This is a genomic window from Pseudomonas sp. GW821-FHT01C01 (genome assembly GCF_059422645.1).
In genome coordinates this window covers 32257-48607 of sequence record NZ_JBWKXF010000044.1, presented here as the reverse complement: position 1 = coordinate 48607, position 16351 = coordinate 32257, and the positions used below count along the sequence as shown (strand labels likewise).

The window sequence follows — 16351 nt, the reverse complement described above, 5'->3', positions numbered from 1 at the left end:
GCGCCCCATTCGAGGAAACGGATCTTGTGAACCTCGCCCTCGCTGTCTTCATAGACCAGGGTCACCGGTACCATGCCAGTCTTGTCGGATGTATCGGTGCGCTGCAGTACCCGCTTTACATCGATCTCCATTCCGTAGTGGTAATCGACGGCTGAGACATGCGCGCCGGGCTCTTGCAGGCCGTTCTGGTCGAAGACACTTGGTGCGAGACTGGAAATCACGGCACTTACTACTGTAGCAATGTTCATAAGGCTGTACCTCTTCTGAAGTTCGCTTAACGGGGACTTAATGTGACACATGGTGAACGTGAAGTTCACTTTACCTCGACGAACGCGCCCGTCTGCAAAGCCTGTAGTGGCTGCAAACTCCCGGCAATTCCCCGCGCTTGACGCCTCTCGACCATTCGTCCTTTAACCCCCGTATTTGTTGGTCAAAGCCCGTTTCTGAAGGAGGTCATAACATGTCATGACGGATTTTCACGCAAGGTGAATCAGTGATTTCAATTCAGTTGGCTGAGTCCGAGAAGTCGCGAGCGCCGGCATTACCCAAGTCTGCCAGGGACTGGAAAAAAGTAGGTGGCCGAACAGGTCCAGGCCCAACTCGACACCCAATTGGTCTGGAAAAAATAGATATGTTCAGGCGGTGGTTGTGACGCTGTATGGACCGAAAACGCCTGCTATTGAGCCAGGGGAGAAATGTCAGGGATTGCCCGATTTCTGCCTGTCGCGACGGGCGGCATTCGACCCGTTTCAGCGGCTACTCAACGTTGTACTACGATTCACCTCCGGCGAAACACGCACACCCGGCTATCGGTCCAGCAGAGGTGCCAGCAATGCACACATACCGCGCCAGTGCGAACCCTCCCAGTAAACCCGTTGACAGGCGTCGCAGCGCAGGAAGTGCGAATAGAGGGCGCCAATGCGTGGCGGCACCTGCGTCCGAGCCAGTTCCGGGCTGATCTCGTGCAGCGGCAGGTTGCAATGAAGGCACAGGCTGAATGGCCGTGCGCTACGCGCCAGGTCGAGGCGCTCGTACAATTCGCGCAGCTGCAGCGACGGTTTCAGGGCGTGCACATAACAGCCATGGCTGATGATCCGCCGCTTGAGCAGTTCGCGGTCGCGGGTTAGCACGATGCGTCCTTGCTGCGCAGCGATCTCGGCGATCTGGCCATCCTCGAAGCCATTGTCATAGAGGGTGTCGAAGCCGCTCATACGCAGCAGGCTGGCCAGCCCGCCAAGGTGTGCATCAGCGACGAAGCGCAGCACCCGTAAAGGTTGCGCACGAACCTTGAGCAGCGGGCTGATGTCCAGCGCTTCGAACTTTGGATACACCGCCAGCCGGTCACTGTCGAGGATTACCCGCTCGAAGCCCACCGACTCGCCGTTGAGCAGCACCAGCTCGACCTCGGTGTGCGGTACCCCGAGCGCCTCGATCATGTGCTTGACCGTCGCCCCTCGCGCGCATTTGCAAGTGAAGGATTGCCGCCGCCGTTCGGCCGGCAGGAAATCGTTGAGCTCCTCGTAGAAGCGGAAGGTTGCACTGGTCATGCTGATCAGTATGGCAGGGCTGCAGGATGAGCGAGTCCAGTCCGGACATTTTCTCCGGCTGGTCCCAAACCGCGTCAGTCGAGTGGCAGCGATATCGTTAAACTCGTTCCTTTGTCCGGTGCGCTGTCGATCGTGAATTCCCCGCCCAGCATGCTGATGCGTTCCTTCATCCCCACCAACCCGAACGAGTTCAATTTTTTGCGATCCGTCATGCCTACGCCGTTGTCTTTGATCTGCAAGTAAAGCCGGCGACTGTTCCCGTAGAGTTCGATATGCACCTGTGTCGCTTGCGCGTGCCGGGCAATATTCGACAGCGATTCCTGCACGATGCGGAACAGCGTCGTGGCGGATTTTTCATTCAGATCGCAACGGAAATCCTGGTCGTCCACCGACATCGTGCAATCGATCGCGCTGCGCTGCCGGAACTCTTCAAGTTGCCACTCGATCGCTGCCTGCAATCCCAGATCGAGTACGGGTGGCCGAAGATCATTGATGATACTGCGGACACTGCGGATGGCGTTATCGAGGTGATTCAGAGCATCGCTGGCCTTTTCGTTGAGCTTGGGGTGCATGGTACTGGTGCGCGCCTGCAACATGGAGACATCGATTCGCAACGCCAGCAGACTCTGTCCCAGCTCGTCATGGATGTCGCGTGCGATGCGCTTTCGCTCTTCTTCCTTGATGTGCTCCTGATAGGCGGCCAGCTCACGCAGCAGCCGCTTCGATTGCAGCAATTCTTCGGCCTGCATCGTCAGTTTGCGCTGCAGATAGAACAGGTCGACAAACACCCGGATCTTGGCGCGAAGAACCTCGGCCACAATCGGCGAGAAGATGTAATCCACTGCGCCGGACGTATAACCGCGGAAACGCTCGGAATCCGTATCGGCCTCAGCGGTGACGAAGATAATGGGCGTGTGGGCCGACTTCGGGCGGCCGTGAATGAGTGCCGCGGTTTCAAAACCGTCCATCACTGGCATTTTCACGTCGAGCAGAATGACTGCGAAGTCGCGCTGCAATAGCAGGCGCAGTGCCTCGCGCCCGGAAGTCGCCGTGGCAATATCGAGGCCCATGTCGGCAATCACCGCGGCCAGCGCCGTAAGCTTGGCGTGATTGTCATCCACCAGCAACACGGATGCTGGCGCGCCATCAGGCGGGAGCGGTTGCCGCACCTGGGCTCTCTCTTTGAATACCGGGGGTTCCTGCTGCATGTTTATGCCACTCGGTTTGCGCTAGCGCCTCTTGCCGTAACGGCAGCACCGGTAAAATCGAGCCGGCCTTGCGCACATTGCCACCTTTGCTGTCGCGCAATGAGCGCGGTACAGAGTCATCGATAGAGCCATTTGCGCATCAGTGACAGTAGCTGGTCGGTGTCCACCGGCTTGCTGACATAGTCCGAGGCGCCTGCCTCGAGGCACTTTTCACGGTCACCCATCATCGCCTTCGCCGTCAGCGCAATCATGGGCAGGGTTTCAAATCTTTTGAAAGTACGGATCTGGCGCATGGTTTCAAAGCCATCCATCTCGGGCATCATGATGTCCATCAGCACGATGTCGGTATCGGGCTGCTGCTGCAGCAGTTCTATGGCGGTTCGGCCGTTTTCGGCCGTGGCCACCAGCATTTTGTTGCACTCAAGCACGCTGGTCAGGGCAAAAATATTGCGCACGTCATCGTCGACCACCAAGGCCTTTTTACCTTCGAGACTGTCCGAGCCCTCATAGAGTTTTTCCAGCATCCTGCGCTGGGTCTGCGACAGCCTGGCGACGACGCGGTGTAGAAACAGCGCGGTTTCGTCGAGTATGCGCTCGGGGGATTGAACGGCCTTGATGACGCCCTTGCCGAGCAGTGTCCTGAAGCGCTCGTGTTCCGGCTTGGACAGTGTTTCTGCACCATAGACGACGATCGGCAATTCACGCATTGCGTGGTCTTCCTGCAACGCCTCGAGAAACCCGATACAGGATGCGTCGGGCAGATTGAGATTGATTGCCATGCAGTCGTAGCGTTTCTTTGCCAGTTTCTTCAAGGCTTCAGCGCTGCTGTCGGTCGTTGTGATCTTCACGTCGGTGTTGCCGAGTAGATCGAGGATGCGGGCGCGGTGCCCTTCGTCGCCGTCGATGAGCAGCAGACTCCTGGTCTTGCGCCGTGCGAATGCCACGATACCGACCAGCGCATTTTGAATTTCGTCGGCTGTGACCGGTTTGAGCAGATAGTCGAAAGCGCCATAGCGCAGCCCGCGTGTACGGTCGTCAGCGATCGAGATGATCTGGACCGGGATGTGACGCGTGGCGAAATTTCGCTTCAATTGCTCGAGTAGCAACCAGCCATCGATGTCCGCCAGGCCCGGGTCCAGCGTGATCGCGGCGGGTTTGAAGCGCTGGACAAGCTCCAGTGCATCCGCGCCACGGGTTGTAACGATAGCCCTGAACCCCTTCTGGTGCGCGGCTTCGAGCAGAATGCCGGCGAATCGGGCGTCGCCCTCGAGCATCAGCAGCACTTGGTCCCCGGGTTGGACAGACTCGCGGTCGTCCAATATCTGTGCAGACGGGCCTGACATTAGGTCGCGCTTGGGTACTGTCTCTGTCGCTGATTCGTCTGGCGCCTGACGCTGGGCATCCTGTGTACGCAAGGGCACGTACAGCGCGAAAGTACTGCCCTTGCCGATCTCACCGGTGATCAGCCGCAGCTCACCGCCCAGCCGGTGTGCGAGCTCGCGGCTGATCGACAGGCCGAGGCCGGTGCCGCCATATTTTCGTGAGGTTCCGGTATCTGCTTGCTGGAACGCCTCGAAGATGAGCTTTTGCTTGCCGGCAGATACGCCAATACCGGTGTCGGTGACCACGAAGGCGATCACCGCATCGGCGCGATTCAGTTCGCTGTGATCCACGCTCCACCCGGACATTGCGGGTGCGATGCTGATATTGACGCTGCCTTGCTCAGTGAACTTGAAGGCGTTGGACAAAAGGTTCTTGACCACCTGCAGCAGGCGCTTTTCGTCGGTCCAGATGACGGGGGGGAGGGTAGGCGCCAGTTCAATCGTGAAGGTGAGGCCCCGGCTTTCGGCGACTGGCCGGAAGGTGCGTTCGATCTGGTCGTGCAGATCGGCGAACAGTGTTTCATTCAGATCCAGTGTGACCGTACCCGACTCGATCTTGGACAGATAGAGAATCTCGTCGATCAGCTCCAGCAGGTCTTTGCCCGAGCTACGGATGGTCTTGGCATATTCGACCTGCCTGGGAGTGAGATTATGTTGCGCGTTGTCGCTGAGCTGCTGGGCCAGGATCAGCAAGCTATTCAATGGCGTTCTGAGCTCATGGGACATACTGGAGAGGAATTCGGACTTGTACTTCGAGGTCAGCATCAGTTGCTCCGCCTTCTCCTCCAGCGACAGCTTGGTGATTTCGACTTCGCGGTTCTTGCGCTCGACTTCGGTTTTCTGCTCCGCCAGCAGTCCGGCCTTGTCCTCCAGTTCCTCGTTGGTCTGTCGCAATTCTTCTTGTTGCCTTTGCAGCTCCTGCGCCAGTGATTGCGACTGCTTGAGCAGTTCTTCGGTACGCATATTGGCTTCGATCGTGTTGAGCACGATACCAATCGATTCAGCTAGCTGATCAAGGAAGGTTTGATGAATGATGCTGTAGCGCGTGAACGAAGCCATTTCGACGACGGCCTTGACCTTGTTCTCGAACAGGATCGGCAACACGATGATATTCAGCGGGGCGGCCGCACCCAGTCCCGATGAAATCGCGACGTAATTTCCGGGTACATCGGTCAGCAGGATGCGCCGCTTCTCGTAAGCGCATTGCCCGACCAGGCCCTCGCCGAGCCGCCACTCATCGTTCACATTGATGTTTCCCTTGTACGCATAAGCCGACAGCAGTTTGAGTTTCGGAGGATCGGGCGGGCTCTCGTTCATCATGTAGAACACACCGTGCTGGGCGTTGATCAGCGGAGCCAGTTCTGACAGCACCATCTTGGAGACTGCCGCCAGATCGCGCTGGCCCTGCAGCAGGCGGGTAAATTTCGCGAGATTGGTCTTGAGCCAATCCTGTTCCGCGTTTTGCCGTGTGGTTTCCCGCAGGTTGCGGATCATCTCGTTGACGTTGTCCTTCAATTCCGCCACTTCACCCTTTGCTTCCACCTCCACGTAACGCGTCAGATCGCCTTTGGTCACGGCAGTCGCCACGTCGGCAATGGCGCGCACCTGATTGGTCAGGTTGGCCGCCAGACCGTTCACGTTGTCGGTCAGATCGCGCCAGGTGCCGGCAGCACCCGGCACGTTGGCCTGGCCGCCCAGTTTGCCCTCGACGCCCACTTCACGCGCCACCGAGGTCACCTGATCGGAGAACAGCGCCAGCGTATCGGTCATACCGTTGATGGTGTCGGCCAGTTCGGCGATCTCGCCCTTGGCTTCCAGTGTCAGTTTCTTCTTCATGTCGCCGTTGGCTACCGCGGTCACCACTTTCGCGATGCCTCGCACCTGGCTGGTCAGGTTGGCCGCCATGAAGTTCACGTTTTCAGTCAAATCCCTCCAGGTGCCGGACACGCCTTGCACCTGTGCCTGTCCCCCGAGCTTTCCTTCGGTGCCGACTTCGCGCGCCACCCGCGTCACTTCGGCGGCAAAGCTATTGAGCTGGTCCACCATGGTGTTGATGGTGTTCTTCAGCTCCATGATTTCGCCCTTGGCTTCCACGGTAATCTTGCGCCCCAGGTTGCCTTTGGCCACCGCCGTCGTCACGTCGGCGATGTTGCGGACCTGATTGGTCAGGTTGGCCGCCATGCTGTTGACCGAGTCGGTCAAGTCTTTCCAGGTGCCACCGACGCCCGCCACTTTGGCCTGGCCACCGAGCTTGCCGTCAGTCCCCACTTCGCGTGCCATGCGGGTCACTTCGTCGGCAAAGGTCGAGAGCTGGTCCACCATCGTGTTGATGGTTTCCTTGAGTTGGAGAATTTCACCTTTCGCTTCGGCGGTGATCTTGCGCGACAGGTCGCCGTTGGCCACCGCCGTCGTCACATCGGCAATGTTGCGCACCTGGGTGGTCAGGTTGGCCGCCATGCCGTTGACCGAATTGGTCAAGTCCTTCCAGGTACCGGATACGCCGGTCACTTCGGCCTGGCCGCCCAGTTTGCCTTCGGTACCGACTTCCAGCGCGACGCGGGTCACCTCCGCGGCGAAGCTGGAGAGTTGGTCGACCATCGTGTTGATGGTGTTTTTCAGTTCGAGAATCTCGCCCTTGGCTTCAACGGTAATTTTCTTGCCGAGGTCGCCGCGCGCCACCGCCGTCGTCACCTGTGCGAGGTTGCGCACCTGGGTGGTCAGGTTGGCCGCCATGCCGTTGACCGATTCGGTCAGGTCGCGCCAGGTGCCTGATACGTCGCGCACTTCCGCCTGACCGCCCAACTTGCCTTCGGTACCGACTTCCAGCGCCACGCGGGTCACCTCCGCAGCGAAGCTCGAGAGCTGGCCGACCATCGTGTTGATGGTGTTTTTCAGTTCGAGAATCTCACCCTTGGCTTCGACGGTAATCGTCTTGCCCAGATCGCCTTTGGCCACTGCGGTCGTCACGTAAGCGATGTTGCGCATCTGGGTGGTCAGATTGGCGGCCATGTCGTTGACGGAGTCGGTCAGATCTTTCCAGGTGCCGGACACCCCTTTGACATTGGCCTGCCCACCGAGAATCCCTTCAGTGCCGACTTCGCGCGCCACGCGGGTCACCTCGGAAGCGAAGGAGCCCAGTCGCGTCACCATGGTGTTCACGATCTCGGCGGACTTGAGGAACTGGCCCCGGAGTTTCAGACCATCGAGTACCGGCGGTACCTGCTGGCTCAGATTACCCTCGGCAACCGAACCGACAACGCGAATGATTTCGTTCATCGGGCTGATCAGGTCGCTGGTGAGCGCATTGCTCGAGTTGACGATCTTTTGCCATGAGCCTTTCATCATCGGCAATTCGATACGCTCATCGACCTTGCCCTGCTTGCCGATCAGTCGCGCCACGCGTTCGAATTCGGTGGTGGTGTCGGCTGCCATGTCGATGATTTCGTTGAGCGTGTCGGCGATCTTGCCCGGCATGCCGGTCCAGTCTTCCGGCATCCGCGTGGTGAAGTCACCTTTGCGCAACGACTTCAGCGCTGCCAGCAACGTCTTCATGTCGAAAACTTCGATCGGGGTCGTCACTGTGGCCATGCCTCTGTCCAGTCAAAATTGATGCCACGCGCAAGGCATTACCCATGGGCGTGCAGACACACCTCAGAGCTTAGGCGCCGCTAACGCCTGAAGCAAAAGTGCAAGTGCGCTACCTGCCTGCTAACGTAAAACTCTGCAGCAGATTCCATGGCTTGCTGGCCACTGGCCGCAGAGTTAGTGTGGGAGTGCATGAGCGCGCGCCACTGTGCCGGCGGGTTCAACATCATCTGTACATCGAGACACGATACGGCCAGGGCCTTGCGGGTGCGAATGGAAAATACAGATGACTGACCACAAAATCAGAGTCTTGCTGGTGGATGATCACAGCATCGTGCGTAACGGCGTGCGACGCATGCTGGAGACTGCCAACGAGATCGACGTAACGGGTGAAGCAGAGACGGCACAAGAAGCAATGCTCCGGGTCCGGGAGCAAGATTTCGACGTGGCGCTGGTAGATATTCAACTGCCCGATAAGACTGGCCTGCAACTCCTCAAGCTCATGCGTGCGGAGAAGCCCAAGCTCGCCGTTCTGATGTTGAGCATGCATTCGGTCGAGGCCTATGCGTTACGCGCAATCAAGCACGGCGCTGCGGGATACCTCACCAAAGATATTTCCGCCGCCACCCTGGTTGCGGCGGTTCGCAAGGTCGCCTCAGGCGGCAAGCACGTCAGTCCTGAGCTGGCAGAAAAACTGGTCAATGCTATCGGTAGAGGCGACGCGGCACCCCACGAAGCGCTATCCGACCGGGAACTTGAAGTATTAAAGCTCCTCGCTGCAGGCGAGAGAATTGTCCGCATCGCTGAGATATTGCACTTGAGCCCGAGTACCGTCACGACGTACCGGGCACGCATCCTGGAAAAAACAGGGATGGACAGCAACGCGAAACTGGCCCGCTATGCACTCGAAAACGGCCTGTTAACCTAGAACGCCCTGCCATCATTGTCATGCTGCTCACTTAAGAGATAGAACGAACAATAAGCAACCTGTGGCGAGGGAGCTTGCTCCCGCTGGACTGCACAGCAGTCCCCGGCTCTTTAGGGGAAAGAAGGGCCGCTTCGCGCCCCAGCGGGAGCAAGCTCCCTCGCCACAGATACAGTGTTCGTCCCTAAGTGAACAGCATTACGGCCTCATTGAATCGTTCTGGTTGAACTTCAGGTGCGGTTTGACGAACTGTGCAGGAATGATGCGCAGCACATGCCCAGCTTCGCCGAAGCGTCGCCCGATCCAGCCTGCTTGTAGTGGAATCACTACAAGCTCCTGGCCGATATCTCCACAAAGAAGTCCTGCTAACGTCGATAGTGGTGGCGGCTCCACTCAAGCATAGTTACCTCTCTGCAAGATTTCGTCTGCTGAATAGAGTTGTCTTCGTCGGCGTCTTGCACTGCGATGTCAAAAAAGAGAGGTCAAATCATGCAGGTCACCAACACAGAACCATTGACTGCACTGATACCAACCAGAAACTCAGGCCCTTTGCGCCTGTTTGTCATTGAGGATTCGAACGTCGTTCGAGTGCTGTGGCGCACGGAGTCGCCGCGGATCGCGGGCCTGTCACTTGCCGGGGTGTTCCACCGCGCATCGACCGCTATCGCCGCCATTCGGCGTGAACAACCCGATGTCGTCTTGCTGGACGTCAATCTCAGCGACGGTAATGGCATGGAAGTATTGCGAGTGGTCGCAGCTGAGTATCCGCTGATAAAAGTCATAGTGGTCAGCAATTGTGCTGGTCCGAGACATTGGAAGTACTTCACAAACGCGGGAGCCTACGCCTCCTACGACAAGATCCATGAACTTGCCACCATGCGCCGTATGTTGGAGCGTTTAGCCAAGTCCCTGTTACCAGCCGCTCAAACCACTCGCCTGCTTCAGGATATGCATAAGAGCAAATTGTGCGACTCAGAAAAGACACTGGAATCGATATTCGTAAGTTGAGCGCGGAGTGCGCGCTGCATTCATGTTGAATCAATGTTTTAACTGGAGGACATCACGATGATAGGTTATTTGTTGTGCGCGTTGCTGTGGGGTGTGGTGCTGCTGGAGGAGATCCAAAGCATGCCCCTTCAAGAATGGAAAGACGAGGGTCTGAAAAAGGTTCTGCTGCTGCGCCGGACTAGAACCCGGACCGGCTACTTTTTTGCGTTGATCGCGGGCGCCTTGTGCCTTTATAGCGAAATCCTGGTGGCGCCGGTCGATCAGAATATTTTCAATCCGGAGCTGATACTTGCCGTATGTGGTGTTCTTTGGGGTGTTTATCTTTCCGTAGCCTGCATGAAGGGGAAGCGATAGATGCCTATCTTCATGACTGCTACGGGTAATTGATATTTCACGGATGAATTTTTTTGCGGAGAGGTAGCTGGGGCACTATGACCCCAGTTACCGGCGATGCAGATTTTCACGCGACTTCAGAATGGAAAGGATAGTCCGTGTAACCCACTTCCGTGCCACCGAAGAATGACTCGCGGTCGTACGGGTTCAGCGGCCAGCCGTTGCGCAGGCGCTCTGGCAAGTCAGGGTTGGCGATGAAGTGGCGACCGAACGCGACCAGGTCTGCATCGCCGGCCTCCAGGATCGCGTTGGCCGATTCACCGGAGAAGCCGCCCGCCGCGATAAGGGTGCCCTTGTAGTGCTGGCGAATGAGTTGGGACGCCACCGGATTCTGGTCCCGGCGCTCGTCTTCGACAAGACCCAGGATGCGCGGCTCGATCAGGTGCAGATAGGCGAGGTCCAGCTTGTTCAGTTCGCGCGCGACATAGGTGAACAGGCCAACGGGGTCGCTGTCGGACATATCGCCGAAATTGCCGCTCGGCCCCAGTCGTACCGCCACCCGATTACTCCCCCAGACAGAAATCACCGCCTCTACCGCCTCAAGCAGGAACCGGCTGCGGTTCTCGAACGAGCCACCGTAGATATCCGTACGTTTGTTGCTGCCGTCCTGCAGGAATTGATCGAACAGGTAGCCGTTGGCTGAGTGCAACTCCACGCCATCGAACCCGGCTGCGATACCGCGTACGGCCGCGGTGCGGAAGCTTTCTACCAGCCCACGGATTCCCGCGATGGTCAATTCTCGCGCCGGGCTGGCGGGGGTCCAGCCAGTCTCGGTGAAGGCGAGGCCGCCGTGCTCCACGACGGAAGGGGCCACCGGCTGGCCGCCGTCCGGCTGCAAGAGGCTATTGGACTGGCGCCCCGCATGATAGAGCTGCAGAAAGATTTTGCCGCCCTTGGCATGAACGGCGTCGGTCACAAGCTTCCAGCCGGCGATTTGGCTATCGTCATACAAACCGGGAGCACCGAGGTATCCATTACCATTGGCTGCGGCGATAGTAGCTTCGCCGATCAGCAGGCCACCGGCGGTGGTACGCTGGGCGTAGTACTCGGCCATCAGCGGGCCAGGGATGTCACCCGGCTCGGCACGCATACGGGTCAGTGGCGCCAGAACGACGCGATGGGAAATCTGGTGTGGGCCTATCTGGATGCTCGTGTGCAGTTTGGACATGACAACGATACCTATCAGTGGTGGGATGGGGGCAATGTAGGCGTAAAATTCGTTGAGAAAAATATCCCGCGGTGCCGAACATTTCGGATGTTTTTTCCGTAATCCCGCCTTGTTGGCGGGGTTCTGCCGGAGCAAGCAGGAAAAGTGATGGAAAGTCTGAATGGCATCTCAATGTTCGTGCAGGTTGCCGAAACACGCAGCTTTACCGAGTCCGCCCGCCAGTTGGGGGTGTCGTCCTCGACCGTGGGCAAAACCATCGCCCGGATGGAGGAGCGCTTGCATGTACGGCTGTTTCATCGCAGTACACGCAGTATCACGCTGACGGCCGAGGGAACCCTGTTCCTGGAGCGATGCCGCCGCATCCTCAGCGAGGTCACCGCTGCCGAGTCCGAACTGTCAGGCCTGGCTGGCAATCCACGCGGGCGGCTTCGCGTGGGCACTCCTCTACTGGGCGACCTGATGATGCCGGCCTTTGACGGGTTCATGGAGCGGTATCCGGAAGTCGAACTGGATATCGATTTTTGCGACCGCATGGTCGATGTGATCGAGGAGGGGTTCGATGCGGTGATTCGGACCGGCGAGCAATCCGATTCTCGCTTGGCCGCGCGCCGCCTGGGATCCTGCGCCCATGTGCTGGTGGCGTCGCCCACGTATCTCAAGCGGCAGGGTGTACCCACTAATCCGCGTGAGCTGGAACGCCATTCATGCCTGCAACACAAATTCCCCGCTACGGGAAAGCTGGAGCGTTGGCCGCTGCGGCTCGAAGCCTCCGAGGCTGAATTGGTGCTGGCCGCCACGATGACGTCGAACACGATCGAGCCTCTTGCCTACGCTGCAATCCAGGGCAGGGGGATTGCCTTTCTGCCTGCCTTCCTGGTGCGCGAAGCACTGGAAAGCGGCCAACTGGTCACAGTGCTGGACGATTACATTGACCGCCAGGTCGTCTTCTGGATGCTGTGGCCAGCCAGTCGATATGCTTCGCCAAAGTTGCGCGTTTTCATTGACTACATGAGTGCACATTTGCGCATCTGATTGCTCACGCCTTCAGCCTCAGGCGCACGACGTCACGGTTGGAGATCTCGATGGCGTCGATCAATTGTTGTTGCGTTTCCCTGCTTCGATATGCACCGTCAGCACTGCCCCGTTGGAGGCGGCAAGGAGGGCAAGGCCAAGGCTTCAGGCAAGCGACAGAAAGTCGTGCTTGAAGTGGCCGATCGCCTTATTCCGCTGTTTCCACCTCACGAATGCTACGTCGAAGTCTTTGCTGGCGGTGCCGCGCTGTATTTCATGCGGCCTCAGGCGGCGCCTGTGTTGCAGGTGGATTGATCCCGTGGCTTCGCACTAGCGACGATAGTAGCGATGGTCGTCCTCGTAGCGGTGCCACATGGCCCGATCCTGGTGGCGCTCCCAATCACGCCGGCGCTCGGCCTCTCGGCGGGCTTGCTCTCTACGCCAATTATCTCTATGCCAGTCGTCTCGGCGCCAATCGTCTCTACGATCGTGCCAACGGCCGTCATGCCAGTATCTGTCGTCATGGGCAAGCAACGGCCCTGGCTGCTTGCCGGCCATACTGGCCAAGGTCGGCCAAGGGTTACCGGCAGCCAGGGCCGGAGCCTGAACGGCTGCGACTTCCGTTGCGAAAACAGGGGTTGAGGTCTTCATCTGTGTTGCTGATGCCGAGCCCACTGCCGCGAACGCAAGCAGGCCGAAGAGCACCATCCGTGGATCATGGAATTTCATGAACGAAGACAACCTCTGATTGACAATTGGACGTGTGGCCATCTGGCGACGGGAAGCCTGCGGGGTCGCGCTTACCAAGCGGATGTGCCTGTCCACATAGACCGATAAATAGGGAAAAGTTCTAGGGAGCCGCTGCTTAAATAGCCAACCGCCTCAGTGTTCAGCCCCTTTGGGGTTTACTAACTCGATGTCTGATACTGGCCGATTGCTGTCTGTCGCGAAGGGCTGCAATCGACCCGAAGGCGAATTTCGTTCCGACTCGCCAGACGGCCGGAAAGCCGGCATGCAAGGGGTTAGGCGGCTGCCTGCCTGCGCGGTGATTGTCGTGCGCGCTAGCGAGCCGCCCGCCCTTAGCCGAGTTGCTCGGCAAGCCCGACGATGATGCCCTCAGGCCCACGAATATAGGCGAGCCGGTACGATTTCTCGTACTGCATCTGGCCAATGAGTTCTGCGCCATGGGCCTGCATCCGTGCAACGACAGCATCGATCTCATCGACGGCAAACATGATGCGACGAAGGCCCAAAGCGTTCACTGGCGCGTCCACGGGCCCAAACCTGACTGCGTTTGGCGTGTGGAATTTGTCCAGTTCAATTCCCTGCCCATCGGGAGTCCGCAGCATCGCGAGGGTGGCTCGGACGTCTCCAAGCCCTAGGAGGCTTCCGATAGAGGGTCCTTCAACCGTGGTTTGGCCCTCAAGCTTGAGGCCCAACTCGATAAAGAACGCCTTCACCGCTTCGAGATCGTCGACAACTATCAGGACGTTGTCCATTCGCTTGACTGTCATGTCCTTCGGTCCCTCTTTCAACGGTGTCGCCATCACCTGATCGGCTGTTTTGCAGGACGAAGCGGTCACCCATGTTCCGCTGCCAACATTGACCTGAACTGAGAAATGATCTCTGAAGATAGCCCGGCACCTTCGAACACTGCGCAGGTGAAGCTAACGGGCGCAGGGCCTGGAGCAGTTATAATGCGGTCCGCAACCACAGCTACTGGACTGCTTCGATAAAGCGTGCGCCCTTCATAACCTACGGCATTCTGTTGTAAGAAGTCAGCGCTGTTCGAGGTATGAGGAACCGTGTCGAGAAGCCCGGCCCTCGCAAGTGCCAGCGTTCCCCCACAGATACCGGCAATTGTCGCCCCACTTGAGCGACTGGCATGAAGAAAGTCTCGAATATCCGGTGCTTCTGCACGTTCCCAGACCATTCCTCCAATGACGACAACAACGTCCGGTTTCCAGTCCAGACATTGCTGCAAACTGCTATCGACAGTTACAGCCAATCCGCCCTGCGAGCGGAACTGCCCCGGAGCAGGAGCGAAAAATCTGACATCGATCCCGTAAAACGGGGACGCAGTTCCAGCAATGAAAGCATATTCCCAGTCCGCAAAACCGGGTGTCAGTATCAAACCCACACGTGCCATCAGTCAGAATCCTCCATGAGTACCAATAACATAGGGTGACAACAAATAGACATCAAGGGCTGCTTCGGGTTGATCAGGGCTGATCGCAATAAGGACTGTTTGGAGTGCTCTGCAGGTGTTGCGCCTGGCACAGAGCAACCAAGGCGGACGTTCACGGGGACAGCGCTCTGACCGCAGGCAACGGCCGTACTATAATTAATTTCTGTCAATGTTTGCGTGGCGAGCGCTCCAAAACGAATCAGGTATCCATAGCGTTCACCTGAGAGGCAGAGGGCGGCAGCACAGCAAATGGGATGGACAGTACGTCTGATTACGCGAGAGAGGGTTCAGCCATGAAAATTCACTCCTTCCAGCATTACTCTCATGGTCTGGAAATGGCCGTTCACGATGCATGGATTACCGCCAAGGTGAAGTCGGCCCTGGCATTTTCCGATCCGACCCTTAGCCTGCATATCAATGTCAAAACCCATGCGGGCATAGTGGGGTTAAGCGGCCGCGTCAACACTCATAAACAGTGTGAACAGGCCATCGGTCTGGCCCGTTCGGTTCATGGTGTCGCCGAAGTCGATGCCAGCGACTTGCAGACCCATGTGTTCACGCCAGGGAGTTTTCCAGAAGCGCCCAACGCCGAAGAGAGCACTGAGCGCCGGCCACAATCGTCAACAAAGATGGACGACAAATGATAATGGCAACTTTGTAGGCGCCGCGCTCCCAGTCGGGAACCGAGGGCGGAGGGAAGCTGAATGCCTGTGTGCCCCAGAGTGAATCGCCCATGGTTTTGTGGACATTTCCGACTGGCTGCTTGTGGCCCAGGCTGTGTGAAAACGTTTTAAAGCAGGTTTGATTGTCGGGACTGCATAGAAAATCACGTTCCTACGCAAATTTCCGGCCTTGCTGACTATGCAAATACCAACAGATTTTAGGTAGCAACGCAGACTTCAAAAGGGCGCATGCGTTTTCACACAGCCTGGGCCGGTTGCTGCCCGTCAGCAAGATTGAAATGATCGTTGATCCAAAATCAAACACCGCGACGGCGATCAGACCGCCGTCACGGCGTTAGTGCTCAACCGCGAATGAACGCCAACAAATCGTCGTTGATCTGATCCGCGTTGGTAGTCGGCATACCGTGAGGAAAGCCTGGGTACGTTATGAGCGTGGAATGCTTCAATAGTTTGGCCGAGAGCGGCGCAGAGTCGGCAATTGGCACAATCTGATCATCCTCTCCGTGCATGACCAGTGTTGGCACCTGAATCGCCTTCAGATCTTCGGTGAAGTCGGTCTCGGAAAACGCTTTGATGCAGTCGTAATGAGCTTTTGCACCGCCCATCATGCCTTGACGCCACCAGTTGTCGATTACGCCTTGCGAAACCTTGGCCCCGGGTCGATTGAAACCGTAGAACGGCCCCGATGGCACGTCCACGTAAAACTGTGCGCGGCTGGCGGCCAGAGCCGAACGGAATCCGTCGAACACTTCCAGAGGTAAACCGCCGGGGTTCTTCTGCGACTTAACCATGATTGGGGGAACCGCGCTGATAAGTACGGCCTTGGCAACGCGTCCCGGTTTGGCTCGAGCGGCGTAGCGCGCTACTTCACCCCCACCGGTCGAATGGCCGACATGGATCGCACCTTTAAGGTCGAGCGCATCGGTCAGCTCGATGACGTCAGCGGCATAGGTGTCCATATCGTTGCCCACCCACGTTTGGGTCGAGCGCCCGTGACCGCGGCGGTCGTGCGCGATCACCCGATAGCCTTTGAGCAAGAAAAACATCATCTGGTTGTCCCAGTCGTCCGCGCTCAATGGCCAGCCGTGGTGAAACACGATGGGCGTCGCGTCTTTCGGACCCCAATCCTTGAAGTAAATCCGGGTGCCGTCTTTGGTCGTAATGGAGTTCATGGTGTGCATCTCCTTGTGATCTGGTTTGTGTTGGGTTGTAGAGGGCTTGTTAGCGGCCTGCGCCAACCCGGAAAAACTGGA

General features: G+C 57.9%; 15 protein-coding genes and 1 pseudogene. 6 read left to right on the top strand and 10 right to left on the bottom strand.

From position 1 onward, the window contains the following. The 4 genes from AC07XF_RS22225 to AC07XF_RS22210 form a co-directional block, all read right to left on the bottom strand. On the bottom strand, positions 1-248 hold a 248-nt coding region (locus tag AC07XF_RS22225), incomplete at its 3' end, for a DUF2790 domain-containing protein (RefSeq protein WP_495028192.1). Between the two features lie 558 nt (positions 249-806). Further along, entirely contained in the window at positions 807-1547 is a 741-nt protein-coding gene (locus AC07XF_RS22220; protein ID WP_495028191.1) for a Mut7-C RNAse domain-containing protein, read from the bottom strand. A 74-nt stretch (positions 1548-1621) separates the two neighbouring features. After that, positions 1622-2755, bottom strand: a complete 1134-nt coding sequence (locus AC07XF_RS22215) for an ATP-binding response regulator (RefSeq protein WP_495028190.1) — start codon at positions 2753-2755, stop codon at positions 1622-1624. Positions 2756-2871: 116 nt separating this feature from the next. Further along, complete coding sequence (locus AC07XF_RS22210) at positions 2872-7725, bottom strand: HAMP domain-containing protein (protein WP_495028189.1); 4854 nt, start codon at positions 7723-7725, stop codon at positions 2872-2874. Positions 7726-8008: 283 nt separating this feature from the next. Here AC07XF_RS22210 and AC07XF_RS22205 point away from each other — a divergent pair, with 283 nt between their 5' ends. After that, positions 8009-8650, top strand: coding sequence for a response regulator (locus tag AC07XF_RS22205; protein ID WP_495028188.1), 642 nt, complete (start codon positions 8009-8011; stop codon positions 8648-8650). A gap of 195 nt (positions 8651-8845) precedes the next feature. Here the strand turns inward: AC07XF_RS22205 and AC07XF_RS22200 are convergent, their stop codons facing one another. Further along, positions 8846-8974, bottom strand: a complete 129-nt coding sequence (locus AC07XF_RS22200; RefSeq protein ID WP_495028187.1) for a hypothetical protein — start codon at positions 8972-8974, stop codon at positions 8846-8848. A gap of 162 nt (positions 8975-9136) precedes the next feature. Between AC07XF_RS22200 and AC07XF_RS22195 the strand changes: the two genes are divergently transcribed. Together AC07XF_RS22195 and AC07XF_RS22190 are read left to right on the top strand one after the other, a co-directional pair. Further along, on the top strand, positions 9137-9655 hold the full coding sequence (locus AC07XF_RS22195) for a response regulator (RefSeq protein ID WP_495028186.1): 519 nt from the start codon (positions 9137-9139) through the stop codon (positions 9653-9655). A 57-nt stretch (positions 9656-9712) separates the two neighbouring features. After that, on the top strand, positions 9713-10009 hold the full coding sequence (locus AC07XF_RS22190) for a hypothetical protein (RefSeq protein WP_495028185.1): 297 nt from the start codon (positions 9713-9715) through the stop codon (positions 10007-10009). A 106-nt stretch (positions 10010-10115) separates the two neighbouring features. On the opposite strand, the gene AC07XF_RS22185 is transcribed toward AC07XF_RS22190, so the two are convergent. Continuing rightward, the gene (locus AC07XF_RS22185; protein ID WP_495028184.1) at positions 10116-11216 is read right to left on the bottom strand and encodes an alkene reductase; all 1101 of its coding nucleotides are present in this window, start codon (positions 11214-11216) and stop codon (positions 10116-10118) included. A gap of 147 nt (positions 11217-11363) precedes the next feature. On the opposite strand from AC07XF_RS22185, the gene AC07XF_RS22180 reads away from it, so the two are divergent. Next, positions 11364-12248, top strand: a complete 885-nt coding sequence (locus AC07XF_RS22180) for a LysR family transcriptional regulator (protein WP_495028183.1) — start codon at positions 11364-11366, stop codon at positions 12246-12248. A 165-nt stretch (positions 12249-12413) separates the two neighbouring features. Continuing rightward, positions 12414-12527: pseudogene (locus AC07XF_RS22175) on the top strand (DNA adenine methylase); the annotation flags it as partial. Positions 12528-12557: 30 nt separating this feature from the next. On the opposite strand, the gene AC07XF_RS22170 reads toward AC07XF_RS22175, so the two are convergent. The 3 genes from AC07XF_RS22170 to AC07XF_RS22160 form a co-directional block, all read right to left on the bottom strand. Then, on the bottom strand, positions 12558-12956 hold the full coding sequence (locus AC07XF_RS22170) for a hypothetical protein (protein WP_495028195.1): 399 nt from the start codon (positions 12954-12956) through the stop codon (positions 12558-12560). Between the two features lie 350 nt (positions 12957-13306). After that, on the bottom strand, positions 13307-13741 hold the full coding sequence (locus AC07XF_RS22165; RefSeq protein WP_495028194.1) for a VOC family protein: 435 nt from the start codon (positions 13739-13741) through the stop codon (positions 13307-13309). A 65-nt stretch (positions 13742-13806) separates the two neighbouring features. Beyond that, on the bottom strand, positions 13807-14376 hold the full coding sequence (locus tag AC07XF_RS22160; protein WP_495028182.1) for a DJ-1/PfpI family protein: 570 nt from the start codon (positions 14374-14376) through the stop codon (positions 13807-13809). A gap of 332 nt (positions 14377-14708) precedes the next feature. Between AC07XF_RS22160 and AC07XF_RS22155 the strand changes: the two genes are divergently transcribed. Further along, complete coding sequence (locus tag AC07XF_RS22155; protein WP_495028181.1) at positions 14709-15059, top strand: BON domain-containing protein; 351 nt, start codon at positions 14709-14711, stop codon at positions 15057-15059. A 380-nt stretch (positions 15060-15439) separates the two neighbouring features. Here AC07XF_RS22155 and AC07XF_RS22150 read toward each other — a convergent pair whose 3' ends face one another. Continuing rightward, on the bottom strand, positions 15440-16270 hold the full coding sequence (locus AC07XF_RS22150; protein WP_495028180.1) for an alpha/beta fold hydrolase: 831 nt from the start codon (positions 16268-16270) through the stop codon (positions 15440-15442). Positions 16271-16351 lie beyond the last annotated feature (81 nt).

Excerpts from the sequence above, each read along its gene's own strand:
- AC07XF_RS22180 (WP_495028183.1), top strand. The coding sequence starts at position 11,364 with ATGGAAAGTCTGAATGGCATCTCAATGTTCGTGCAGGTTGCCGAAACA.
- AC07XF_RS22160 (WP_495028182.1), bottom strand. The coding sequence starts at position 14,376 with ATGGCACGTGTGGGTTTGATACTGACACCCGGTTTTGCGGACTGGGAA.
- AC07XF_RS22205 (WP_495028188.1), top strand. The coding sequence starts at position 8,009 with ATGACTGACCACAAAATCAGAGTCTTGCTGGTGGATGATCACAGCATC.
- AC07XF_RS22165 (WP_495028194.1), bottom strand. The coding sequence starts at position 13,741 with ATGACAGTCAAGCGAATGGACAACGTCCTGATAGTTGTCGACGATCTC.
- AC07XF_RS22185 (WP_495028184.1), bottom strand. The coding sequence starts at position 11,216 with ATGTCCAAACTGCACACGAGCATCCAGATAGGCCCACACCAGATTTCC.
- AC07XF_RS22150 (WP_495028180.1), bottom strand. The coding sequence starts at position 16,270 with ATGAACTCCATTACGACCAAAGACGGCACCCGGATTTACTTCAAGGAT.
- AC07XF_RS22190 (WP_495028185.1), top strand. The coding sequence starts at position 9,713 with ATGATAGGTTATTTGTTGTGCGCGTTGCTGTGGGGTGTGGTGCTGCTG.
- AC07XF_RS22215 (WP_495028190.1), bottom strand. The coding sequence starts at position 2,755 with ATGCAGCAGGAACCCCCGGTATTCAAAGAGAGAGCCCAGGTGCGGCAA.
- AC07XF_RS22220 (WP_495028191.1), bottom strand. The coding sequence starts at position 1,547 with ATGACCAGTGCAACCTTCCGCTTCTACGAGGAGCTCAACGATTTCCTG.
- AC07XF_RS22155 (WP_495028181.1), top strand. The coding sequence starts at position 14,709 with ATGAAAATTCACTCCTTCCAGCATTACTCTCATGGTCTGGAAATGGCC.
- AC07XF_RS22210 (WP_495028189.1), bottom strand. The coding sequence starts at position 7,725 with ATGGCCACAGTGACGACCCCGATCGAAGTTTTCGACATGAAGACGTTG.
- AC07XF_RS22195 (WP_495028186.1), top strand. The coding sequence starts at position 9,137 with ATGCAGGTCACCAACACAGAACCATTGACTGCACTGATACCAACCAGA.
- AC07XF_RS22170 (WP_495028195.1), bottom strand. The coding sequence starts at position 12,956 with ATGAAATTCCATGATCCACGGATGGTGCTCTTCGGCCTGCTTGCGTTC.